This is a genomic window from Terrimonas pollutisoli (assembly GCF_029360765.1).
Taxonomy (GTDB): Bacteria; Bacteroidota; Bacteroidia; order Chitinophagales; family Chitinophagaceae; genus Terrimonas_B; species Terrimonas_B pollutisoli.
The window spans coordinates 400,055-425,327 of record NZ_JARKNA010000002.1; the positions used below are offsets into that span (position 1 = coordinate 400,055).

Annotated in this window: 14 protein-coding genes; 12 read left to right on the forward strand and 2 right to left on the reverse strand. The window is 42.7% G+C overall.

Annotation, left to right across the window (positions count from 1 at the left end; all coding sequences use genetic code 11):
• Positions 1 to 30 precede the first annotated feature (30 nt).
• The 8 genes from P2W73_RS05655 to P2W73_RS05690 all read left to right on the forward strand — a co-directional run bounded on the left by P2W73_RS05655 (position 31) and on the right by P2W73_RS05690 (position 15,634).
• Complete coding sequence (locus tag P2W73_RS05655; protein WP_276501026.1) at positions 31 to 1,842, forward strand: exo-alpha-sialidase; 1,812 nt, start codon at positions 31 to 33, stop codon at positions 1,840 to 1,842.
• A 228-nt stretch (positions 1,843 to 2,070) separates the two neighbouring features.
• Positions 2,071 to 3,483, forward strand: a complete 1,413-nt coding sequence (locus P2W73_RS05660; protein ID WP_276501027.1) for an MGH1-like glycoside hydrolase domain-containing protein — start codon at positions 2,071 to 2,073, stop codon at positions 3,481 to 3,483.
• Positions 3,480 to 6,365: a glycoside hydrolase family 2 protein gene (locus tag P2W73_RS05665; RefSeq protein WP_276501028.1), complete on the forward strand. Its 2,886-nt coding sequence runs from the start codon at positions 3,480 to 3,482 to the stop codon at positions 6,363 to 6,365. Before P2W73_RS05660 ends, P2W73_RS05665 begins: the two co-directional genes overlap by 4 nt.
• Positions 6,362 to 9,172 (forward strand): alpha-L-rhamnosidase, encoded by a 2,811-nt coding sequence (locus P2W73_RS05670; protein WP_276501029.1) that lies wholly within the window; start codon positions 6,362 to 6,364, stop codon positions 9,170 to 9,172. Before P2W73_RS05665 ends, P2W73_RS05670 begins: the two co-directional genes overlap by 4 nt.
• 4 nt (positions 9,173 to 9,176) lie before the next feature.
• Positions 9,177 to 10,304: a sialidase family protein gene (locus P2W73_RS05675; protein ID WP_276501030.1), complete on the forward strand. Its 1,128-nt coding sequence runs from the start codon at positions 9,177 to 9,179 to the stop codon at positions 10,302 to 10,304.
• A 259-nt stretch (positions 10,305 to 10,563) separates the two neighbouring features.
• On the forward strand, positions 10,564 to 12,126 hold the full coding sequence (locus P2W73_RS05680) for a sodium:solute symporter family protein (protein WP_276501031.1): 1,563 nt from the start codon (positions 10,564 to 10,566) through the stop codon (positions 12,124 to 12,126).
• A gap of 89 nt (positions 12,127 to 12,215) precedes the next feature.
• Positions 12,216 to 13,193 (forward strand): dihydrodipicolinate synthase family protein, encoded by a 978-nt coding sequence (locus tag P2W73_RS05685; RefSeq protein WP_276501032.1) that lies wholly within the window; start codon positions 12,216 to 12,218, stop codon positions 13,191 to 13,193.
• A 53-nt stretch (positions 13,194 to 13,246) separates the two neighbouring features.
• A complete protein-coding gene (locus tag P2W73_RS05690; RefSeq protein ID WP_276501033.1) occupies positions 13,247 to 15,634 on the forward strand; it encodes a sugar phosphate isomerase/epimerase family protein in 2,388 nt (795 codons plus the stop codon).
• On the opposite strand, the gene P2W73_RS05695 is transcribed toward P2W73_RS05690, so the two are convergent.
• Complete coding sequence (locus tag P2W73_RS05695) at positions 15,631 to 15,924, reverse strand: type II toxin-antitoxin system RelE/ParE family toxin (protein WP_276501034.1); 294 nt, start codon at positions 15,922 to 15,924, stop codon at positions 15,631 to 15,633. The two genes, P2W73_RS05690 and P2W73_RS05695, sit on opposite strands and share 4 nt — an antisense overlap.
• Positions 15,909 to 16,142 carry a hypothetical protein gene (locus P2W73_RS05700; RefSeq protein WP_276501035.1) on the reverse strand — a complete coding sequence of 78 codons (234 nt, stop codon included), beginning with the start codon at positions 16,140 to 16,142 and terminating at the stop codon, positions 15,909 to 15,911. The genes P2W73_RS05695 and P2W73_RS05700 overlap by 16 nt, the downstream gene beginning before the upstream one ends.
• 183 nt (positions 16,143 to 16,325) lie before the next feature.
• On the opposite strand from P2W73_RS05700, the gene P2W73_RS05705 reads away from it, so the two are divergent.
• The 4 genes from P2W73_RS05705 (at position 16,326) to P2W73_RS05720 (ending at position 25,204) form a co-directional block, all read left to right on the forward strand.
• Positions 16,326 to 18,236, forward strand: a complete 1,911-nt coding sequence (locus P2W73_RS05705) for a right-handed parallel beta-helix repeat-containing protein (RefSeq protein ID WP_276501036.1) — start codon at positions 16,326 to 16,328, stop codon at positions 18,234 to 18,236.
• A 257-nt stretch (positions 18,237 to 18,493) separates the two neighbouring features.
• Positions 18,494 to 19,519: a glycoside hydrolase family protein gene (locus P2W73_RS05710; protein WP_276501037.1), complete on the forward strand. Its 1,026-nt coding sequence runs from the start codon at positions 18,494 to 18,496 to the stop codon at positions 19,517 to 19,519.
• A complete protein-coding gene (locus tag P2W73_RS05715; protein ID WP_276501038.1) occupies positions 19,509 to 22,853 on the forward strand; it encodes a glycosyl hydrolase in 3,345 nt (1,114 codons plus the stop codon). The genes P2W73_RS05710 and P2W73_RS05715 overlap by 11 nt, the downstream gene beginning before the upstream one ends.
• Positions 22,850 to 25,204 carry a DUF5703 domain-containing protein gene (locus P2W73_RS05720; RefSeq protein ID WP_276501039.1) on the forward strand — a complete coding sequence of 785 codons (2,355 nt, stop codon included), beginning with the start codon at positions 22,850 to 22,852 and terminating at the stop codon, positions 25,202 to 25,204. Before P2W73_RS05715 ends, P2W73_RS05720 begins: the two co-directional genes overlap by 4 nt.
• Positions 25,205 to 25,273: the final 69 nt, after the last annotated feature.

Here is a 25,273-nt window from a genome sequence, read left to right on the forward strand (position 1 = left end):
CTTTGTGCCTTCGTGGTTTAAAAAAGGGAAATGAAGAAGTTATTTAGCATATTGCTTTTAGGAACGTTAAGTGCTACTGCTCAGGATACCGTTCGTTATACAGGCACTACTTTATCGAATGTAGATTATCATCACGGGCAGTTATCACCTGCAGTGGGCGTGCACAATATCCAAACCATGCGGGCCAACCGTGCAGATACCGGCGCCACTTCATGGACGTATAACCATGCGCCGATGCTGGCTTACTGGAACAATACATTCTACCTGGAATATTTAAGCGATCCTGTTGGCGAGCATATTCCCCCTGGTCAAACATTATTGCAAAGTTCAAAGGATGGTTACAGCTGGTCGTATCCTGTTGTAATCTTTCCGCCCTATAAAATACCGGACGGTTTTGTAAAAGAAGGAAAGACCGATACTGCAAAGAATGCCTATGCAGTGATGCACCAGCGGATGGGTTTCTATACTGCAAAATCAAAACGTCTTTTTGCAGTAGCGTTTTATGGCATCGTGTTAGGTCAGAAGGATGACCCGAATGATGGTAATGGTATTGGTCGTGTTATCCGGGAAATAAAAGCAGATGGAAGTTTTGGTCCGATTTATTTCCTTCGTTACAATCACGCATTCAACGAAAAGAATACTTCTCACCCGTTTTATAAATCATCAAAAGACAAGGGATTTGTTGCTGCTTGCGAAGAAATTCTGAGCGCACCATTACTGATGATGCAAACAGTGGAGGAAGCCGATCGTCATGATCCGTTGATTCCCTTGCAAAAAGATTTTAAAGCCTTCAACTATTATCATTTGCCAAATGGTAATGTGGTTGCGCTTTGGAAATATGCATTAACCAGCATCAGTAAGGATGAAGGAAGAACCTGGCAATACAACCCGCTCCGGGCGCCGGGCTTTGTAAATGCCAATGCCAAGATCTGGGGACAGAGAACCGGGGACGGTAAATATGCTACGGTATATAATCCTTCTGAATTTCGTTGGCCCTTGGCCGTTAGCGTAAGTGATGACGGATTGAATTATAAAAACCTCTTGCTGGTAAATGGTGAGATCACTTCCCTGCGTTATGGTGGCGCCTATAAGAGTTATGGTCCGCAATATGTACGTGGCATCCAGGAAATGGATGGCAAGCCTGCCGATGGAAACATGTGGGTAACCTACAGTATGAACAAGGAAGACATGTGGGTGAGCCGTATTCCAGTGCCGGTAAAGGATAAGGTAAGTGCGCATGTGAATGATCTGTTCAATACAATGACTGATGGAAAAGAATTGAACGAATGGAATATTTATAGCCCGCTTTGGTGCAGGGTGCAGATAGAGAAACAAGACAATCAAAAAGTATTGACACTGCGTGATAGTGATCCGTTTGACTATGCAAAAGCTGAACGCATTTTTCCTGAATCAAAAAAGGTAACTGTTGAGTTTGTATTAACAGTACAACAAACTAACACCGGTAATTTAGAGATTGAATTGCTCGATAAAAGGGGAACAGCTACACTTCGTTTGATACTTGATTCAACCCGAAGCATTTTAACCAAACAAGGTTATCGAAATAAGAGTCTGGGTAAATACAATACGGGTGAACAACTCAATATTAAAATTGAACTGAATACAGCAACTCGTTTCTATACGGTAACAGTGAATAATGGCAAGCCGTCATTGAATGTCTTTTTTCAACCGGTAGAGTCGGTAGAACGATTATCGTTCAGAACGGGTGAAGTGCGTCGTTTTCCAAATGCGGATACGCCAACCGACCAGGAGTATGATTTACCGAATGCCAATGCAAGGGCGAAAGAAGCGGTTTATTTTATTCATAGTGTAAAAACACAATAGTCTCTGATGAGTAGAGTGAATATAATTAATGTCAGAATGCAAGAATCTTGCCGACAGGAAGTAATTCCAGATTGTCAGGCTCTGAAGCCCCTCCTTCGGAGGGGTTTGGGGAGGCTCTTTGTGTTTCTCTGTGCCTTTGTGTCTCTGTGGTTCAATTCCCTGGCGCAATTAAAGCCGCTTGTCCTCAAACAGGACCAATTCAAACATTATGTTGATTATTTCAACAAAATGGAAGCACCGAATATTGAACAAGCGATCCCCAATGCAAAGTCGTGGGAGTGGATGAAGAAAAATATTCCATTGTTTGAATGTCCGCAACAGAATTTTGAAGAAATCTTTTATTATCGCTGGTGGACTTTGCGCAAGCATATTAAGAAAACGGAGAAGGGGTTTGTATTTACTGAGTTTTTGATCCAACGCAGTTATGCAGATAAGTACAATCTTATCTCCAGCGGCCTTGGTCATCATATTTACGAATCAAGATGGCTGCACGATAAAACATACATGGATAACAACCTGCATGTATGGTATCGGGGTAATGACGGAAAGGCATTAAAGAAATTACGCTTTTACAGTAGTTGGAATATTGATGCGATTTACAATCGTTATCTCGTAAACGGCGATCAACAGTTTTTGCTCAGTATGCTTCCCGATCTCAAAGCTGATTATGCAGCGTGGGAACAGGAAAAGCAAGCATCAAACGGTTTGTTCTGGCAGTTTGACGTGCGTGATGCGATGGAAGAAACTATCAGCGGCGGGCGCAATGAAAAGAATCCACGCCCATCGATCAATGGTTATATGTTCGGTAATGCAAAAGCATTGGCTGCAATAACACAGTTGAGTAAAGATGAAATTTCGGCTCAGCTATACAATCGTAAAGCCGAATCTATCAAACAACTCACACAGCAAATGCTTTGGCATCCGCAGCATTTGTTTTTTGAAGTGAAGAAAGAAAAAGGTGATACGCTGTCGAATGTAAAAGAAGAGATCGGATTTATTCCCTGGTATTTCAATATGCCTGATAGTGTTTACAGTGTGGCCTGGAAAAGTTTGATGGATACAAAAACATTCTGTGCTCCATTTGGTATTACTACTGCCGACAGAAGTCACCCTTCATTTCGTACACATGGATGCTGCAAATGCGAATGGGATGGAGCTGTATGGCCTTTTGCCACTGCACAAACATTAACCGGCATGGCCAACCTGTTGAATAATTATCAGCAGAATTATGTGACGGATAGCAATTACTTCAGCTTGCTGAATACGTATGTGGAGTCGCAATACTATCGTGGCCGGCCTTATATCGGGGAATACCTTGATGAGAAGACCGGTTACTGGTTAAAGGGTGATGAAGAACGCAGCCGCTACTACAACCATTCGACGTTCAACGATCTTATCATTAGTGGGTTGATTGGCTTGCGCCCTAGAGCAGATGGCATCGTGGAAGTACATCCTTTGTTGCCGGATAACAAGTGGAGCTGGTTCTGTTTGGATAACGTGTTGTATCATGGCAAAATCGTTACCATCATCTGGGATAAAGAAGGAACGAAGTATAAAAAAGGAAAAGGATTAAGTGTGTGGGTGAATGGAATGAAAGTGGCGTCTTCGCCATCATTAAAAAAAGTAACAGGAAAATTATGATTGTTTTTTTCACTGCAAAGACACAAAAACAGAAAGTATCACAAAGAAAAATCTTTGTGCATCTCTGTGCCCTTTGTGCCTTTGTGGTTCGATATTCAAAGATAAGCGCAGCAAAAGTTCAAATCCTTTTTATACTGCTTGCTCCAATTCTTTGCTATTCGCAACAGACAGAAAAAGTCTATCTCTCCGGAACTGGTAGCGATCAAACCGTGCAATGGGATTTCTTTTGCACCGGCGGCATGAACGCCAGCAAGTGGACAAAGATCGCCGTGCCGTCCTGCTGGGAGTTGCAGGGCTTTGGTAAGTACGATTATGGTTTTGCAAAGGACAGCGTACGCGGAAAAGAAAAGGGATTCTACAAACATCATTTCAATGTGCCTGCCAACTGGAAAGGGAAAGTCATCAATATTATGTTTGAAGGTGTGATGACCGACGCAGAAGTAAAAATAAATGGCAAGGCAGCAGGAGCGAAGCACCAAGGCGCCTTCTATGCCTTCAAATATGATATTTCAAAACTGCTGAACTACGGAAAAGAAAACCTGCTGGAAGTAACGGTAGCCAAACATTCTTCGAACCAATCGGTGAGCGAAGCAGAACGTAAAGCGGACTTCTGGATCTTCGGCGGTATCTTTCGGCCGGTGTGGCTGGAAGTGCTGCCACAAAAACACATTCAGTACGTTGCAATTGATGCGAAGGCAGATGGTAGCTTATCTGCAAAATTGCAGACAAAGGGTGATGGTTATATAACTGCTGTAACTGTTGAATTGCTTGATCAGAACAATAAGTTAATAAAGAAAAGTGAGGTAAAGGTTAGTGAGTTTAGCAATCAATACGGAATTAAAACTGATTGCAAGGACGCTCATCAATGGTCGCCTGAATTTCCGAATTTATATACTGCTGTGTTCAGAATTTATAGTAAGGATAAGCTGTTGCATGAAGTCTCAAGAAAATTTGGCTTCCGCACAGTGGAACTAAAAAAGCGAGATGGTATTTATGTCAACAGTGTGAAAGTAAAAATGAAAGGTGTGAATCGTCATGCATTTCGCCCTGAGACAGGAAGAACTACAAGCAAAAAGATCAGTATAGAAGATGTGTTGTTGATAAAGGAAATGAACATGAATGCAGTGCGGATGAGTCATTATCCACCCGATGATCATTTTCTCGATGTATGTGATTCACTGGGTTTGTTTGTGATGGATGAACTGGCGGGCTGGCATGGCAACTACGATGAAACAACAGGAAAGAAGCTACTCAAAGAAATGATCGAACATGATGTGAATCATCCTTCCATCATCTTCTGGGCAAATGGTAATGAAGGTGGTCACAATTTTGATCTCGATAAATATTTTTCTGAATTTGATATTCAACAGCGACCTGTCGTGCATCCCTGGCAGTTGTTTGGCGGTTTCGATACACAGCATTACCGTGAATACAATTACGGTATCGGCAATTACGAAAACGGCAAAGAGATTGTCATGCCAACGGAGTTTTTGCACGGGCAATTTGACGGTGGTCATGGAGCAGGACTGGAAGACTATTGGGAAAAAATGTGGTACAATCCATTAAGTGCGGGTGGTTTCCTGTGGGACTTTGCAGATAATGCAGTGGTACGGAAAGATAAAAACGATTCACTCGATACCGATAAGCATCGTGCAGCCGATGGTATCGTAGGCCCTCATCACGAAAAAGAAGCAAGTTTTTATACCATTAAAGAAGTGTGGAGCCCGGTGTATTTTGAACACCGGGAAATCACCGATGCATTTGATGGTAATCTTAATATTGAGAACCGTTATCATTTCACCAATATCAACGAATGCAGTTTTAGTTGGAAACTGAAATATTTCGAAATCAGCACATCGAAGGAAGTAACTGGAACATCAACTGCTCCAGATATTCAGCCCGGTGCAAAAGGAATCTTGCAATTACAGTTGCCTTCTGATTGGAAGGATTATGATGTGTTGTATGTAACGGTAAAGGATCGCTATCAACGGGAGTTGTTTACCTGGAGTTTTCCCATCAGCAGTCCAGAACTGGTTGGTGCAAGAATGATTGCGAAAGAAGGAAATAATGTCATCAATTCTACAGAGGCAGATTCGTTTCTGACTGTAACCGTAAAAGATGTAACGGTCGTGCTGGATAAGAACAATGGCTTACTGGTTTCGGTGAAGAATGGAAAAGGCGGGTTGCCGTTCAACAATGGTCCGGTATTGCAGGAGGGAGTGAACAATTTCAAATCATTCAAACAATACAAAGAAGGAAGCAACCTTGTACTTGAATCTTCTTTCGACCAGAAAGAAGGTTACAACACGTTGAAGTGGATCGTTTATCCATCGGGTTGGATCAAGCTGGAAGTAAAGTATTTTCCTTCGGCTTACTTCACCACCTTCGCCGGTGTTAACTTCTCCTTCCCTGAAAAAGAAATTCAATCGGTAACGTATATGGGCGATGGTCCTTACCGTGTTTGGAAAAACCGTTTGAAAGGAAACCAGTTTGGTGTATGGAGTAAAACCTACAACAATACGGAAACAGGTGAAGCGCCGTGGGTATATCCGGAGTTCAAAGGTTATCATTCCAATTTTTACAATGGTACTTTTTATACAGCGAATAATCAGTTTACCGTAGCAACTGAAACAGAAGATTTATTCCTCCGATTATTTACACCTGCATGGAAAACCGATCAATGGCATAATTACGAACCGCTGTTTCCTTCGGGAGATATTTCTTTTATGCAGGGCATCAGCAGCATCGGCAGTAAAACGCAACGAAACGAAACAACGGGTCCTATGGGCAGTAAGAATATTTTTTACGACTACGAAAAAGATCCATCAAGGGCTTTGCAACTGAATTTATATTTCAACTTTTCAGCCGATCAACAAGAATGAGACAATACATCATTATACTAACCTGCCTGTTTTCATCGTTGCAGCCAATAGCTGCACAGGTAACAGTTCAGCGACCCCGCTGTGAAATGTTGAACAACCCGCTGGGTATCGACGTCACTTCTCCAAGACTTAGCTGGCAGCTGCAATCCACCGAACGTAATGTAGAGCAAACGGCTTATCACATTCTTGTCGCTTCGAGCAAGGAAAAACTCAATAGTAATGAAGGCGATTTATGGAACTCCGGTAAGATCAGTTCGTCGCAATCCATCCATATCAGTTATATTGGTCAGCCTTTACAAAGTGGCCAACCCTATTTCTGGAAAGTAAAATCATTTACAACAAAAGGTGAAACACCATGGAGTGAAATGGCTTACTGGTCCACAGGGTTACTAAATGAGAGTGACTGGAAAGCAAAATGGATCGGCTATGATAAAGCATCTAAATGGGATAGTGTTACACAATGGTCGAGATTATCTGCGAGATATTTATGTAAGGAATTTCAAAACGCTGCATCGGTAAAACGTGCAACGGCATATATCTCCGGTCTGGGTATGTATGAACTCTACATCAACGGTAAAAAAATCGGCGACCAGGTGCTGGCTCCTAATCCGACAGATTATCGTAAAACTTATTTCTACAACACGCATGATGTAACAACGCAGATCAAAACAGGAAGAAATGCAATTGGAGCCGTATTGGGTAATGGACGATTTTTTACCATGCGGCAGAATTACAAAACGCATAAGCATAATACATTCGGTTATCCGAAACTGTTGCTGCAACTGGAAATTGAATACACCGATGGATCGAAGAAAATCATCATCAGCGACGAAAGCTGGAAGCTGAATGTGGATGGCCCCATCCGCACCAATAATGAATACGACGGTGAAGAGTATGATGCAAGGAAAGAATTTTCTGGCTGGACAATTGCAGGCTTTGCCGATATTAAATGGATACAGCCTCAAATAGTGGAGGCACCAAAGGGAAAGATGATTGCACAGATGAGTGAACCGATGAAAGTGATGCAAACCATCAAACCGGTCTCCCTCAAAAAACTTCCCAGCGGAAAATATATCCTGGACATGGGACAGAACTTTTCCGGCTGGCTCAAACTGCAAAATATCAATGGTAAAAAAGGAGAGAAAATTGAATTGCGTTTTGCAGAAAGTTTGCAAAAGAACGGCGAGTTGTTTGTGGCAAATCTGAGAGATGCAAAAGTAACAGACATTTATACCTTCGGTAACTCCCCTTTAGGGGCTGGGGGTTGGCATCCTTCATTCGTATATCATGGTTTCCGCTATGTGGAAGTGAGTGGTTTCCCCGGTGTGCCAACGCTTGACAATTTTGAAGGACAATTAGTATATGATGCCCTGGAAACAACCGGTTCGTTCGAAACATCCAGCTCAACCGTCAATGCCATTTACAAAAATGCATGGTGGGGCATTGCATCAAATTACAAAGGCATGCCGATTGATTGCCCGCAACGCAACGAACGCCAGCCATGGTTGGGCGACCGAACCGTTGGATCGCAGGGAGAAAGTTATGTATTCAACAATGCAGCATTGTATGCCAAATGGATGCAGGATATTGAAGATAGTCAGACAGAAGAGGGAAGTATTCCCGATGTGGCACCTGCTTTCTGGAATTATTACAGCGATGATGTAACGTGGCCGGCTGCTTATATTTTTATCAGCAACAACCTGTACAATCAGTTTGGCGATATCACACCCATTCAGAAACATTATCCTTCGATGAAGAAGTGGATGATGTATATGAAAGAAAAGTACATGAAAAATTACATTGTCACCCGTGATAAATATGGTGACTGGTGTGTGCCGCCTGAAAGCCTTGAACTCATCCATGCGAAAGATCCCAGCCGTTTAACCGATGGCAAACTCATTGCAACGGCTTATTACTACAAGCTGCTTTCGTACATGCAGCGCTTTGCCCAACTGACTAACAACAAAGAAGACGAAATAGTTTTTGCTGCACTGGGTGATAGTATCCGCACCAGCTTTCAAAAAGCATTTTATAATCCGCAGCAGCAATCCTATTCCAACAATACGGTAACAGCGAACCTGTTGCCTCTGTATTTTGGTATTTGTCCCGATTCGTTGCGGGAAGTTGTGTTTGAGAAGATCAAGCATAAAATTGAAGTTGATAATAAAAATCATATCAGCACGGGCCTCATTGGTTCGCAGTGGCTGATGCGTGGATTAACAGAATATAACCATACGGATCTTGCTTTTACACTGGCATCGAATACTACTTATCCAAGCTGGGGCTATATGGCAGCGAATGGCGCCACCACCATCTGGGAGTTGTGGAATGGCAACACGGCTAACCCCGGTATGAACAGCCAGAACCATGTGATGTTACTCGGTGATTTGCTCACGTGGTTCTATGAAAATCTGGCTGGGATTCGCAGCAATAAGATAGGTGTGGGGTTTAAAAAAATCATCATGAAGCCGTCCATCCCAGCCGGATTGAATTATGTAAATGCATCCTACAAAAGTTTGCATGGATTAATTGTGAGCAACTGGAAAAAGATTGCCAACCAGTTTGAATGGTCGGTCAGCATACCGGCGAATACAAAAGCGATGGTATACCTGCCTGCTGACGATGTGGCTTTTGTAAAAGAATCAGGACAGCCCATTCAACAAATAAGCGATATCAAATTTATAAAAATGGAAAAAGGATCAGCCGTGTTCGAAATCGGGAGCGGCAGTTATCACTTTCAAAGTCAATCCCCGGCTATCTTTGGGATCTATAAAGAAGAAGAAAAGAAAAAAACTTCAAATCAATAAGAGAATGAACAAAACGTTTTTGGCAGCAGGGCTGATGATTATAACAGCAGTCTTGTTTACACAAGTACAGGCGCAGAAAGGCAAATGGAGCAAAGGCATCCTGGTGGATGAATTTATTTATACAGCAGCTCCCTTTCCGCAGGCTCATGCCGCTACCATTGCTGAAACACCGGAGGGGTTGATCTCTGCGTGGTTTGGCGGCACGAAGGAAGGAAATAAAGATGTGTGCATCTGGACAAGTCACCTGGTGAAAAACAAATGGACAGCGCCGGTGATGGCAGCCGATGGTGTACTGAATGATTCGGTGCGTTATGCGTGTTACAATCCTGTTTTGTTTTATGCACCAAACGGTGAGTTGTTGTTGTTTTACAAGATCGGGCCGAATGTAGCAGGATGGACGGGCTGGATGAAACGCAGTAAAGACAATGGTCATACCTGGAGCGAACGGGAAGCATTGCCCGATGGATTTTTGGGTCCTATTAAAAACAAACCGGTTTTACTCAACAATGTTTTACTGTGCCCGAGCAGTACTGAAAAGAACGGATGGAAAGCACATATTGAATTTACCCCTGATTTCGGCAAAACCTGGACAAAGACTCCACCCATCAATGATGGTAAAGCCGTTTCTGCCATTCAGCCAAGTATCCTGCAATACAAAAACGGTAGCCTGCAGATCTTATGCCGCAGTCAGAACCGGACGATTAATGAAAGTTGGAGTACCGATGGCGGCAACACCTGGAACGAAATGAAAGCGTCTTCAATGCCGAATAATAATTCAGGAACCGATGCGGTTACGTTGAAAGACGGAAGACAGTTGCTGGTGTATAATCATGTAAAACCTGTCGACAGTTTGCCAAGAGGAAAAGGTGCCAGAACGCCGTTGAACGTGGCGATTTCGAAAGACGGCAAGAAATGGTTCGCAGCATTGATACTCGAAGATTCACCGATCAGCCAATATTCGTATCCATCCGTGATACAATCGAAGGATGGGATGGTGCATATTGTTTACACCTGGCGAAGAGAAAGAATTAAATATGTAAAGATCGATCCACGCAAGCTGGCAGGTAAAGAAATCATCAATGAACAATGGCCGGGCGGTTTGGTGAAAGTAGATAAACCTTCGGACGATTAGGCCCCCTCTAACTCCCCCGAAGGGGGAGGATTGCTTTACGCAACCCTTGCTTTTCAAAAACTCTGCTATTAATCAAAGTTCCCGAAATGTGACGAGTAGAAAAGTGAAGATGATGTGGTAGTTATAAAGTTTGAATTTGCAACACAGCACCGCTCCCTCTCTTTGGGAGAGGGAGAAGGAGGGAGGGGCTGATGAGTTGAATTTATTACTAATGTTGATATAAACTCCACCTTCAGGAGGGGTTTAGGGAGGCCTAACGATGCACAATTTGCCATTTACTGATCTTGCTGTAATCATTGTGTATATGCTCGCCATGGTGGGCATTGGTTTTTATTTTTCACGCAAGAATAAAAACAGTGATCAGTTTACCAAAGCATCGGGGAAGATTCCGGGCTGGGCGATCGGGCTTTCTATCTACGCCACCTTTTTAAGCAGCAATACATTTTTAGGCGTGCCGGGCAAAGCATTCGGCAACAACTGGAATGCATTTGTGTTCAGCATTTCCATGCCATTAGCCGCCTGGGTGGCATCAACATATTTTGTTCCGTTTTACCGTAGTACCGGCGAAATATCGGCCTATACACATTTAGAAAAACGTTTCGGCCCCTGGGCAAGAACCTATGCCGTGGTATGTTTCCTGCTGACACAGTTTGCACGTATGGGTTCTATCTTCTTCGGCATTGCATTAAGCCTGCAGGCACTCACGGGTTTCAGTATGCAATCGATCATGATCGTGATGGGCATCTGTATTATTATCTACACCGTACTGGGAGGAATGGAAGCGGTAATCTGGACAGAGGTGGTGCAGGGTGTGATTAAAACATTGGGCGCCTTGCTCATCCTTTTTTTAGTAGTGAAAAAATTACCGGACGGCTTTTCACAGATATTTTTCATTGCAACAACCGATCATAAACTCAGCCTCGGTAGTCTTTCGCCCAACTTCACCGAATCAACTTTCTGGGTGGTGCTGTTTTATGGTTTCTTTATCAACCTGAATAATTTCGGGATGGATCAGAACTATATCCAGCGTTATCACACCGCACAGTCATCAAAACAGGCATCAAAGTCTGTGTGGTTATGTGTGGCAATGTATGTACCTGCATCATTATTGTTCTTCATTATCGGGACAGCCTTATATGCATTTTATCAAACACAACCGGGACTTATTGACCCGGTGAAACTGCAGGTGGCAGCAGAACGTTTGGGTTCATCCGCGTCGCAGCAGCAGATCAGGGAACTGGCAACAGCATTGCAACCTTCCGACTATGGCGACAAAGTATTACCGTTTTTTATGGTGAACAATATTCCAACCGGTTTAGTTGGTTTGATCGTATCGGCATTATTGTCGGCAGCTATGAGTACCATCAGCAGTAACATGAATGCATCGGCGACTGTTTTCACCGTTGATATTTATCAAAAATATTTTAAGCCCGATATCACTGACAAACGCAAGCTTTACCTGCTGCATGTTTCTACCGTTGTATTTGGTGTAATTGGTTTGTGCACAGGTTTAGCCATGATTGGTGCCAAAAGCCTGCTCGACATCTGGTGGGAATTGAGTGGTATTTTTGCAGGTGGTATGCTGGGTTTGTTTTTGCTGGGGCTCATCAGCCGGCAAACAAAAAATGCTGCGGCGGTTACAGCAGTCATCATTGGCATCATTGTGATTTTATGGATGACGTTTTCCGGAAGACTGGATGGTAATTATTCCTTCCTGAAAAATCCATTGCATGTAAATATGATAATTGTAGTAGGAACGCTGAGTATATTTTTATCAGGATTACTACTGACGAAATTTTCCAAAGCCAGCAGCAGGCGGTGAAACAGTAGAATTGTACAGGAGAATAGTTAAATGCAACATTGTGCAGTAATTCTGATGAAGGCAAATTTATAAACAAAAAAATGGTTGCAATGCCTGATAAAAAGTTTGTTCCCGTTATGATCACTCCTTATAACCTCAAAGCAGAGGTAGACCTGGAGGTAGTTAGTATACTTCTTGAATTTTATTTGGCAGCAGGCGTAAAAGGATTTTTTGCGAACTGTCTCAGCAGCGAAATGTTCAGCATCACCGAAGATGAAAGATTGAATCTAACAGCACATATTGTGAAAAGGGTGAAGGGACGTGTACCGGTTGTGGCAACTGGTTCGTTTGGATTAGCCATCGCCGATAAAGCACTCTTTACCCGTAAAATTTATGATACCGGTATTGATGCGGCTATCATGATCACGGGGCATTTTGCCAAAGAAGAAGATAGAGATGAAGTATTGCTCCGCAATTTTGAACAGATGTTTGAGGCGACAGGCGATATACCCCTGGGGATGTACGAATGCCCGGCGCCGTATAAACGTATCATCACTGCCGATGTGTTTCGTCGTTTGCTGGAGGCAGACCGGCTGGTATATCACAAAGACACTTCCATTACACATGAAAATGTGCAGGCAAAACTTGATGTGTTGCATGAAACAGGAAATACGCACCTGGAGTTTTATGATGCGCATACACCCAATGCAGCCTTCAGTTTACAAAGAGGTGCAAAGGGGCTGTCGTCCATCTCCGGTAATTTTTACCCGGAAGTGATGGTGTGGATGGTGAACAATGCTACTAATCCGGAAAAGCAGGAAGAAGTAAAATGGCTGCAGGAAGAGTTGACAAAAGTTGATCCGCTCATTCATATTGCTTACCCGATGAGTGCAAAATATTTTTTGCAAAAACGGGGATTACCGGTGCGCACCATCAGTCGTGCGGTGGCAACCAAGTTGACACCAGATCAGCGCAGTACACTTGATGACATTTATAATCGTTTCCAGCATTGGAGCGGGAGGCTGCAGATTCAGCAGGTGGATATTGCTTCCATTGTAGGGTCGAACAATTTGCAGACTACCGATTAATTGAAATCAAACTAATAATAAAAAAGCACCCGGTGGGAAATATAAAAGGAATTATGATACCAGCTTTCGCCTTTCATGGCATCTTCGTTGCGTCGCACTCTTGTACTGCATCACATGATTCATCTTTTTTTTCACGCAAAGACGCAAAGAATAAAAGAACGCAAAGTTTTGAAGTCAAGCAACTTCTTTCCTTTGCTCCTTTGCGCTTTTGCGTGAAACCTTTTCTTCTTCTTTGTGTCTCTGTGTCTCTGTGGTTCAATTCAACCGCACAATTCAACACCGACAATCAATACAGCAAACCTTTAAAAGAAGTACTGAATGATGTGCAAAAGAAATATGGCATTACTATCAAATATGCAGATAGCATGGTGATAAATAAAAAGGTCACCTACGCTGACTGGAAATATCGTCCCGATGTAGAAATAACATTGGATAATATTCTCAAGCCGCTTGAATTAAAAGTGAAGAAAGAAAAAGAGAAGGAATACAAGTTGAGTGCTTACGAATATTACCGCTGGCCCGTGGAAGAAGGCTGGGCTGAGTTAGACCGCATCGCTGCACAATATAAAACATTGGAAGAATGGGAACAGCGCAAAGCCGATCTCAGACCTTGTTTAAAAGAAGCATTGCAATTAACACATCTACCTGCATCGCCCAACAGCAAGCCCATCATCACAGCTAAACGCATCTTTGATGGTTATACCGTTGAAAATATAGCCATAGAAATTTTACCTGGTGTATGGATCAATGGTTCATTGTACAAGCCATTAAGGTATAAAGGAAAAATTCCTGTCATCTTAAATCCTGATGGACATTGGGAAAAACAACGTTACCGTGCCGATTGCCAATACCGTTGTGCTGCATTGGCAAAGATGGGAGCAATGGCTTTCAGTTACGATCTGTTTGCATGGGGCGAATCGCTGTTGCAATTCAAACCCGAAGACCATCGCAGAAGTTTAGCGATGACGATACAGGCATTGGGAGCTATCCGCATTCTCGATTACTTATTAGCGCAAAACGATGCAGATACAAACCGTGTTGGTATGACGGGCGGTTCGGGTGGAGGAAGTCATACCGTATTAATGACAGCATTGGATGATCGTATCAAGGTATCAGCACCTGTTGTTTCACTGTCTTCATATTTCTATGGCGGCTGCCCCTGCGAAAGCGGTATGGATATTCATGCATGTGGTGACCGTACTGATAATGTAGAGATAGCAGCCATGGCAGCGCCACGTCCGCAATTGATTGTAAGCGATGGTGGCGACTGGACAGATAAAATGCCCGAACATGATTTTCCTTACCTGCAGAAAATGTACAGCTGGTATGGTAAGCAACAAAATGTAAACAATGTGCACCTGCCCGATGAGAAACATGATTTCGGCATCAACAAACGGATTGCTGTTTATGAGTTCATGGCAAAGCATTTGGGTTTAAATCTCAAAGCCATCCAGGATGCAACCGGCAAGTATGACGAATCAAAAATCACCATCGAACCAGAAAAGAGTTTGTACGTGTTTGGGGATAATGGGGGGGAATTGCCTGCACATGCAGTGAAAGGATTTGAAAATTTAGAAAGAGTATTTGCAAACGAAATTGAAAAAGCCCGCCCGACCGGATCATCCGGGCGGGCAAGAACCAATCAGCGTTATAAAATTGGTTTGATCGATTTGATGTTGCTCAAACGTCAGAAGCCCGGCGCCATCACCTTAACGGCTCAATTAAAAGCGGATGGTGTGGAAGTGGACATGGGCGGCTTGGGTCCAAGGCCAACTTTCGATAACCAGTTGCTGATCGATTCTGTACGTAATCAATTCATCAAAACAGCAAAAGAAAATAAAGTTGAGATTTTTTGTTTGGCAATGACAGGTTATTATGCCCAATCGTTTTGCGGAAGGACAGAATATGTACGCAGTATTGAAGATTGCATCAAAACAATGCAGCTCATGAATGTGAAATATGCATTCCTGCCATTGGGCATTCAATGCGATATCAAAAAAAATCCTTCCGTTCGTGATTCGGTGGTTGCCCGGTTGAAAGTTGCCGGTAAGCTTGCAGAAAAAGCAGGCGTGGTCATCGGCGTCGAAACATCGCTCGGTGCTAAAGAAGAAGTGCAGTTACTGAACGAGATAGGATCACCTGCTATTAAAATCTATTTTAACTTTTCCAATCCGTTAAAAGAAGGAAGAGATCTCATCAGCGAATTAAAAATACTCGGCAAAGATCGCATTAGCATGATACATGCTACCAACAAAGACAGTGTGTGGTTAGAGAACGATCCGCAGATCGATCTATATAAAGTGAAAAAGACGCTAGATGAAATGGGCTGGAGCGGCTGGCTGGTGATTGAACGCAGCCGTGATGCGAGAAATCCTTCAGATACCAAATACAATTACGGAGCTAATACGGCTTATTTGAAGAAAGTATTTCAGGGAGATTAATATGGCGCATCATCAGGATTGCGCCGGTTATCCCAAACTGAAAGGACAACAATTGCATCATCGGTTTCTTCGTAAAACAATAAATAATCTCTAACCAGTTTTACCCGTACATTTTCAACATCTGTTTTGCGCCCGATTTGGGGATGGGCACAGATAAGTTTGACAGCTTTTTTGAAAAGCTCATTCAGCTTACGACTATAGGCACCTGATTGGTTGTGAGTTTTCCAGTAAAGAAGGATTTCTTTTCGTTCGTTATGGGCGTTGTTTGTCCATACTACTCGCTTAACCATTCGTCTGTTTCTTTGTCGGCTTGTTCGTTGTCAACAACACGGCCTTCCCTTGCCTGTTGCTTTGCTTCTTCAATAGATTTTTTTTGTGCAGGACTTACTTTATAAACAGTTTCCGGCTCCTGCAATTCAAACAGGTTCGATACCTCGGCCAGCAAAGCCGGGTCATCAATTTCCCTGAGTTTATCAATGAGTTTATCTTTTAACGAAGGTGCTGGCATAACCTATTTTTATAAAGTTACAATTTGTTCTGTACGAATTCGGACAGTTATGTCGTCAAAACAGGAAAATCGTCCATCATTATAGCAAATACACACATTTTTAGGGGTGGCGGGCTACGGTACATTTATCGGCGTTAAAGCCTTCTTTAAGGAAGGTTTTATGGCTTCAACGGTCAAAACAAAATGAAACGATTGCTATCATGCTTCCTGCTTGTTTTTAGCCTGTTTGCTCACGAGGGTAGGGCTGCGGATATTTATGTTTCTCCCAACGGTTTCGATTTCAACGATGGTTCAAAAGAAAAACCATTTGCAACGCTCAATATGGCTCTGCGCAAGGCGAGGGAATTGCGTCGGTTGAATGATCCTTCCATTGCAAACGGTATTCATATTATTTTCAACGGTGGTCGATACCAATTAACTGAGCCCGTTTTTATCCGACCCGAAGATGGAGGCACTGCAGCAAGTCCAACAACTATCGAAGCAGCACCCAATGAACAGCCTGTGTTGAGTGGTGGTGTAGAGATCAAAAACTGGAAGAAGCTAACTGCAGCTGTCCCTGGTTTATCAACAAAAGCAAGCGGAAAAATTTGGGTGGCAGATGTTCCGATGATTGGTGATCAGCTTTTCAACTTCCGCCAACTCTGGATCAACAATGTAAAAGCTGTTCGTGCAAAGAGTACGAATGGGAATTTGATGAACCGCATCCTCAGCTGGAATAAAACGGAACAGACCTGCTGGATACCCACACCCAAATTTTCACAGATTCGGAATGTAAAGGGTATTGAATTTTTTATTCATCAATGGTGGGCCATTGCTATTTTGCGAATAAAAGAAATGGAAATGCATGGCGATAGTACCAAACTCTTTTTTCATCAACCTGAAAGCCGCATACAAAGCGAACATCCCTGGCCTGCACCGTGGATCAGTAAAGAAACAGGCAACTCTGCATTTTGCTTAACCAATGCATTACAGTTTTTAGATGAACCGGGTGAATGGTATCTCGATGTACAAAAACAAAAACTGTATTACTGGCCACGCCCAAATGAAAATCTTTCAACAGCAGAAGTAATTGCTCCTTTCTTAGAAACATTGATCAGGATAGAAGGGACGATAGACAGACCTATAGCCAATATTTTTTTCAAAGGCATTTCATTCCAACATACAGGTTGGTTGCGTCCATCTCATCAAGGTCATGTTCCTCACCAGGCCGGTATGTATATGTTGGATGCTTATAAACTGAATCCCAAAGGTACTGCTGATAAAAAAGGTTTAGATAATCAGGCATGGGTGGGTCGGCCGGCCGCCGCTGTCGAAGTATCTTATGCTGATAAAACAGGATTTGAAAATTGCCGCTTCGAACATTTGGCTTCAACAGGACTTGATTACCGTAAAGCGGTACATGATAATTACATCAAAGGAAATTTGTTTAAAGACATTGGCGGCTCTGCCATACTTGCCGGTGTATTTTCTGATGAAGCTACCGAAGTGCATATTCCTTACAACCCAAAAGATGAACGGGAAGTTTGCAGCTATATGCAGAGCAGCAATAATCTTATTACCAGTGTTGCTAACGAAGACTGGGGTTGTGTAGGTATAGGGGTTGGTTATACCCGCAACACACTCATTGAGCACAACGAAATCGAAAATGTTTCTTACACCGGCATCAGCATAGGATGGGGATGGAGTAAAACCCTGAATGCAATGAAAGAAAATAAGATCATTGCCAACAAGATTCATCACTTTGGTAAACACAATTATGATTGCGGCGGTATATATACATTGAGTGCACAATCAGGATCATTGATCAGCGAAAATTATATTGACAGTATTTACAAAGCTCCTTATGCTCATTTGCCCGATCACTGGTTTTATCTTTATACCGATGAAGGATCATCGTATATCACCGTGAAAGATAACTGGACACCATCCGAAAAATTTTTGCAAAATGCCAATGGCCCCGGAAATAGCTGGAGCAACAATGGCCCGCAGGTCGGCAAGGCCATAAAAGAAGCTGCAGGTTTGCAGCCGGCCTATTTATACCTGCTGAAAGGAAAAATGATTATTGATAATAGACATCCCGTTAATTCAGAATAACAATAATGATTATGTATCCGGCTGCATTACTATGCCGACGCTTAGGGTCGGCATCCCGATCAAGTTTAGCTTCGTCGGGACTATCAGCTTCGTTGCATCCGCCTGTGGTGGATCAGGGTTCTTTTCGCTATTCAGCTAATAGAACCACAAAGCCACAAGGCCACGGAGTATCACTAAGTAAATCCTTTGTGTTCCTTTGTGTGCTCTGTGTCCTGGTGGGGCAAACACAAGCACAAAAAACAGTACCGCAGGATGTAATGCAAAAGGTATATGAAGAGGTAAAAACTCCATATAAATACGGTCTTGTTCTGGTTCCCGAAAACAGCAATAAGAAAGTCGATTGCCCTTCGGTTTTCCGTAAGGGGAAATATTGGTACATGACGTATATCCAGTTCGATGGGCGAGGCTATGAAACATGGCTGGCTAAAAGCAAGAATCTCCTGGGATGGGAAACTCTTGGCAGGATCATGAGCTTTTCTGATACCACTGACCCGATAGCTATCGGGTGGGACAACAACCAGAAAGCTGGTTATGTGGCATTGCAGAATACCAAATGGAGTGGCAATTACCAGCTGCAGAAGTTTCAAAACAAATATTGGTTGTCTTATATCGGTGGGAAGGACAGGGGGTATGAGGCCGGTTCGTTGGCGATCGGGATTGCTGGTACTACCAATGATCCCACAAAGCCACATGAGTGGAGCAGATTAAGCAAACCTGTTTTAACTTCAACGGATAGTACAGTTCGGTGGTGGGAAAATAAAAAACTTTTTAAGAGCTCGGTTATTTGGGATAAGAATAAAACGTTGGGTCATCCATTTGTAATGTACTACAATGCTAACGGTGATACCAGTAATAATACGCCTAAATGGCGATGGTTTGAAAGAATCGGAATGGCTGTAAGTGACGACATGATCAACTGGCAGCGTTATCGAACCGACCCGGTTGTGCATCATAAAATTGGTATCACCGGTGATGGCGTTATTCAAAAGATGGGCGATCTGTGGGTGATGTTTTATTTTGGGGCCTTTTGGGAAGGGCGAAAGGATGCGTTCAACCGTTTTGCCTGCAGTTATGATTTAGTAAACTGGACGGACTGGACGGGAGATGATCTCATTAAATCATCTGAGCCTTATGATGAAAAGTTCGCACATAAAAGTTATGTGGTAAAGTGGAAAGGAGTTGTGTATCATTTTTATTGCGCCGTGAATAATAAAGACCAGAGAGGCATTGCTGTGGCCACTTCGGTTGATAAAGGAAAAAGCACATTGCAGTTTGATAAATAAAGAATGTTGTTTGCCGATGTATAAATGGATGTTGTTCAAAATCTTCCTGATCATATGCGTGTTCAATGCCAAGATGCTTCCTGCACAGCAAAGTATTGAACAGCGTTTCTTAAATCCTCCGGAATCATCAAAACCATGGGTGTTTTGGTACTGGATGCATAGCGCTGTTTCCAGGGAAGCCATTACCGCAGACTTAGAGGCGATGAAAGAAGTAGGTATCGGTGGTGCTTATCTTATGCCGATTAAAGACACTTCAGCTGCGGTTCCTTTTCAACCGACCGTAAGACAACTAACACCCGAATGGTGGGCCATGGTAAAGTTTGCCATGCAGGAGGCAAAGCGATTGAAATTACAATTAGCTATGCATGTCAGTGATGGCTTTGCATTAGCAGGAGGTCCATGGATCAGACCCGAACTTTCCATGCAAAAACTTGTTTGGAGCAAACAGTATGTGACTGCTAATTCTAAAGCCATTTTTCTTCAACAGCCCGAAACAAACGAAGGCTATTACCAGGATATCGCGGTGTTCGCTTATCCCGCCAATTCATCCTATGTGTTCGCAAGTGAAGTAATGATTCCGACCGTCAGCACCAGCAATGGAGTAAAAGCGCAATTTTTGTCATTTGCTGATCCGGATAACAAACAAAGTTTTAGATCGGATTCAACATGTTGGATACAATATAAATATCCAAAACCATTTACCTGCAGGTCTGTTCGTATTCATACCGGTTCCAATAGTTACCAGGCGCAGCGATTGATCATTCAAACGAGCGACGATGGAATGAGCTTCAAAACCATTACACGATTGCAAGCTCCGAGACATGGATGGCAGGATACCGAAGAGGATTATACACATGCGATCCCCGTTACTGAAGCAAAATATTTTCGCTTCGTTTATAATAAAGAGGAAAGTGAGCCGGGTGCAGAAGACCTGGATGCTGCCAAGTGGAAACCATCTTTGAAAGTGATGGGTATTTACCTAAGCGATGAACCGGTCATTCATCACTATGAAGCAAAGAACGGCAGCGTATGGAGAGTAGCGCCGAATACAACAGCGGAGCAGGTAGGTGATGAAGATGTAGTACCACTAAAAAATACCATCAATCTCACCGGTAAATTAGGTGGTGATGGAAAATTGAACTGGACACCGCCAGGCAACCTGCCTGCCGGCAAGGCAGGTTGGGTAATTGTAAGAATAGGTCATACCTCCACCGGGCAAACCAATGCAACGGGAGGAGCGGGAAAAGGATTGGAATGTGATAAGTTTAATGCTGCGGCCGTGAAGCTGCAGTTTGATAATTGGTTTGAAAAAGCTTTTGAAAAAACAGATCCTGTTCTGGCCAAAAAGGTATTGAAAATCTTTCATGTCGATAGCTGGGAATGCGGCAGCCAGAATTGGAGTAAAAATTTTGCTACGGAATTTAGAAAAAGAAGAGGTTATGATCTGGTGCCTTATTTATTGGTGATGACTGGTGTGCCAATCAATAGTGCGAAAGAATCCGAAAAAGTTTTACATGATATAAGAACCACGATTGCCGAATTGGTAAATGATGTTTTTTACGTAACATTAAAGAAACTGGCAAGGGAAAAAGGTTGCAGTTTCAGTGCGGAAAGTATTGCGCCAACTTTTGTCAGTGATGGATTACTCCATTATAAGAATGTGGATCTGCCGATGGGAGAATTTTGGCTCAATAGTCCTACGCATGATAAACCCAATGACATGTTGGATGCAATCAGCGGAGCCCATATATATGGTAAGAATATCATACAGGCTGAAGCTTTCACGTCGGTAAGGATGAACTGGGGCGAGCATCCCGGTAATTTAAAAGCATTAGGGGATAGAAATTTTGCATTGGGCATTAATAAAATGGTGCTGCATGTGTTTACACACAATCCATGGATGGATAAAAAACCGGGAATGACGCTGGATGGTGTTGGATTGTATTTTCAACGGGACCAAACATGGTTCAAACAAAGCAAGGCCTGGATTGAATATCTCACCAGGTGCCAGGCGCTGCTGCAATTAGGAAAACCGGTGGTGGATGTTGCCGTTTTTACGGGTGAAGAGATTCCAAGACGTTCTGTTTTACCTGATAGATTGGTTAATACTTTACCAGGCATTTTTGGAAAGGAAAAAGTGGAAGCGGAAAAAAAGAGATTGGCCAATGAAGGACAGCCGCTGCGACAAATACCGGATGGAGTTACTCATTCAGCTAACATGGCTGATCCGGAAGACTGGATCGATCCTTTGAATGGTTATGCTTATGATTCGTTCAATCCGGATGTGTTGCTGCAAATGAAAGTGTTGAATGGGAGAGTGGTGACGCCGGGTGGAGCCAGTTATAAACTGCTGGTAATACCAGGTAAAACTTCCATGAATCCAAATGGTATCTTGAGTGAAGCGGTACAAAATAAATTGAAGCAATTAGCAAATGGAGGCGCAAAAATTATTATAGACAAAGAGTATATGCATTTGTTTGCTTCGAATAGGAATGTTGTTTCAGCTCCCTACATGGACAGTTCTTTTTTAAGACTTGGCTTAGAAAAAGATTTAGCCGTTGAAGGCAACAATCATCCAATAGCATGGACGCATAAAAAATATGGCGATGCAGATATTTATTTTATTTCAAACCAGTCCAATGAAGCATGGCAAGGTGCCCTCAAATTCAGGATCAAGGGTAAGAGCCTCCAAATTGCTGATGCCGTCACGGGACAAATCATGAATGTGGAATCTAATTCTAATAACGGGTCCTGTTTCCTCAGTATGGCTCCCGGTGCTTCTTATTTTTATATATTCTGTAAGCCAACAGCACAGAGGAAGGACTATTCCAATTTTGCAAGAGGAGAATCCATCGTTAATGATTTAAGTTCAAAACCCTGGAAAATTCAATTTGATAAAAACTTTGGCGGACCTGAAAAGCCAATCGAATTGACTCAATTGAAAAGCTGGACGCAATTTGCTGACTCGTCCGTTAAATATTATTCCGGTAGCGTTGTTTATTCAAATGAGTTTGAATGGAATGCCGGTAATACAAATAAACGGGTTACTCTCGGGTTTGATTCTATTTACAATATTGCGACAATAAAAGTAAACGGTATTGATTGCGGCACGTTATGGACACCGCCTTATTCATTAGACATATCAAAGGCTGTTAAAGAAGGTAAAAACAAAATTGAAATTGCGGTAGCCAATACCTGGCATAATCGTTTAATCGGTGATAATTTATTGCCACCAGCTAAGAGAATAAGCTGGACAACGGCTCCGTTCCGGCTAAAGGATAAGCCATTGCTGCCGGCTGGATTAGTCGGCGACGTAAAACTTGTTGTCAGATGATGTATAGAGTGATTTTAATATTATTTTTTCTAAGTATTGTAGTTTGTGAAGTCCGGGCTCAGGAGCCTGATTATAATGTTATATGGACTACACAAAGCAACAATGCTTCCGAGTCCATGCCTTGTGGCGGTGGAGACATCGGCATGAATGTGTGGGTAGAAAAAGGAGAGTTGTTTATCTATGTGGCAAGAAGTGGAAGTTTTAATGAAGATAATGCGCTGATGAAGGCAGGCAGGCTTAGGATAAAATTATTTCCCAATCCATTTGATGGAAAAATCTTCAGGCAGGAACTGAATTTGAAAGAAGGTTATGTGACTGTAAAGGGAGAGAACAATGGTGTAAAGGCAAACATAAAGATTTGGGCCGATGTATTCAGGCCGGTTGCTCATATTGACATAAGTGCCAGTAAAAAAATTACTGTTGAAGCCGCTTATGAAAGTTGGCGCTATCAGGATAGGGTGATTAAGTCGAGGGAAAATTTTGGTAATTCCTGGAAATGGGCAGGGCTAAAAAATCATGTGTACAAGAAAGATAGCATTGCCTTTACTGGCAACGAAGTTGTTTTTTATCATCACAATGATGCCGCGACCATTTTTGATGTGACGGTAAAGCAACAAGGTTTGGACAGTGTAAAAAGTCAATTATATAACCCCTTAAAAAATCTTGCTTTTGGTGGTTCGTTAGGCGGCAGCAATTTTTCTCCGGCAGGAACAAGTGAAGGAATTTATGTAAATACCGATTTCAAAGGCTGGAAATTAAAAAGTAGTCGTGCGGCAAAACAACATAGCCTGCAACTCATCTTGCACACAGCGCAGGTTAATGACATTAGCTCATGGAAGGGTGGATTGGATTCGCTGCAAAAAAAAGCGATCAGTGATAGGAAGGCGTTTTCCAAAACGCAGCAATGGTGGCGGCAATTTTGGAACAGGAGTTTTATTTGGATCAACAAGTTTAGTCCATCATCGAGAGAATGGGAGGTAGGAAGAAATTTCCAACTTTTTCGTTACATGCTTGCCTGCAATGCGCATGGCCAATGGCCGACGAAATTTAATGGCGGTCTTTTAACAGTCGACCCTGTCTTTACCGACACCGCTCACCAGCTTACCCCTGACTATCGAAATTGGGGTGGAGGATTACATACGGCGCAAAACCAGCGACTGGTTTATTTCCCAATGATTAAAAACGGGGACTGGGACATGCTGCAGCCACAACTCGATTTTTATTTACGCCTTTTAAAAAATGCTGAGCTAAGAAGTAAAGTGTATTGGAATCATGGAGGTGCCTGCTTTACCGAGCAAATGGAAAACTACGGTTTACCGAATTATGCTGAGTATGGTACCAAACGCCCGGCTGACTTTGATAAGGGAGTTGAGTATAATGCCTGGCTCGAATACGAATGGGACACGGTGTTGGAATTTTGTTTGATGATGCTGGAAGAAAATCTTTACACGGGCAAAGACATCAGTGATAAAATTCCTTTTATTGAAATTTGCTTACGTTTTTTTGATGAGCATTACCAATGGCTCGCCAAACAAAGAGGCAATAAGGCTTTGGACGGAAATGGGAAACTTGTTTTATACCCCGGTAGCGGCGCCGAAACGTTTAAAATGGCGTATAATTCAACGTCAACAATATCTGCATTGAACATAATCATTATAAGGCTGATCAATTTAATTGAGATCGATTTACATAAGGGTCCTCATGGCTCTTTAAGCAGCAAAAAGATTGACTCTGTTAATTTGGATAAATCAAATTTTCTGAGGGGGTTGTTGATGCGAATTCCACATATCAGTTTTCAATCATTTAATGGCCTCACTTCTATTGCACCAGCTAAAACATGGGAACGAATAAACAACACAGAATCCCCTCAACTATACCCGGTATATCCGTGGGGTATTTATGGAATAGGTAAGCCGGGATTAGATACCGCTCTTAATACCTGGAGCTATGATACCAATGTGGTGAAATTCAGAAGCCATATTGGATGGAAGCAGGATAATATCTGGGCGGCAAGGTTAGGCTTGACAGAGGAAGCCTGGAGATTGACTTCATTGAAACTACAAAACTCCGGAAGAAGATTTCCCGCATTCTGGGGGCCGGGTTTTGATTGGGTACCTGATCATAACTGGGGTGGTAGTGGCATGATCGGTTTACAGGAAATGCTGCTGCAGGTAGATGATAGAAAGATTCTGTTGTTTCCTGCATGGCCAAAAGATAAAGACGTACACTTTAAATTACATGCTCCCTACAAAACCACAGTTGAAGCGGAATTAAAAGATGGTAAAATCACCTCGATGAAAATTTTACCGGCGGAAAGAGCAAAGGATGTCGAAATCATGCTGCCCAAATAAGATCAATTCTTGAGTCTGGTAATAAGTCAGCTTTATTTTGTCGAATATTAAACCGGCAACTTTAGGTTG

Excerpts from the sequence above, each read along its gene's own strand:
- P2W73_RS05655 (WP_276501026.1), top strand. The coding sequence starts at position 31 with ATGAAGAAGTTATTTAGCATATTGCTTTTAGGAACGTTAAGTGCTACT.
- P2W73_RS05660 (WP_276501027.1), top strand. The coding sequence starts at position 2,071 with ATGGAAGCACCGAATATTGAACAAGCGATCCCCAATGCAAAGTCGTGG.
- P2W73_RS05665 (WP_276501028.1), top strand. The coding sequence starts at position 3,480 with ATGATTGTTTTTTTCACTGCAAAGACACAAAAACAGAAAGTATCACAA.
- P2W73_RS05670 (WP_276501029.1), top strand. The coding sequence starts at position 6,362 with ATGAGACAATACATCATTATACTAACCTGCCTGTTTTCATCGTTGCAG.
- P2W73_RS05675 (WP_276501030.1), top strand. The coding sequence starts at position 9,177 with ATGAACAAAACGTTTTTGGCAGCAGGGCTGATGATTATAACAGCAGTC.
- P2W73_RS05680 (WP_276501031.1), top strand. The coding sequence starts at position 10,564 with ATGCACAATTTGCCATTTACTGATCTTGCTGTAATCATTGTGTATATG.
- P2W73_RS05685 (WP_276501032.1), top strand. The coding sequence starts at position 12,216 with ATGCCTGATAAAAAGTTTGTTCCCGTTATGATCACTCCTTATAACCTC.
- P2W73_RS05690 (WP_276501033.1), top strand. The coding sequence starts at position 13,247 with ATGATACCAGCTTTCGCCTTTCATGGCATCTTCGTTGCGTCGCACTCT.
- P2W73_RS05695 (WP_276501034.1), bottom strand. The coding sequence starts at position 15,924 with ATGGTTAAGCGAGTAGTATGGACAAACAACGCCCATAACGAACGAAAA.
- P2W73_RS05700 (WP_276501035.1), bottom strand. The coding sequence starts at position 16,142 with ATGCCAGCACCTTCGTTAAAAGATAAACTCATTGATAAACTCAGGGAA.
- P2W73_RS05705 (WP_276501036.1), top strand. The coding sequence starts at position 16,326 with ATGAAACGATTGCTATCATGCTTCCTGCTTGTTTTTAGCCTGTTTGCT.
- P2W73_RS05710 (WP_276501037.1), top strand. The coding sequence starts at position 18,494 with ATGCAAAAGGTATATGAAGAGGTAAAAACTCCATATAAATACGGTCTT.
- P2W73_RS05720 (WP_276501039.1), top strand. The coding sequence starts at position 22,850 with ATGATGTATAGAGTGATTTTAATATTATTTTTTCTAAGTATTGTAGTT.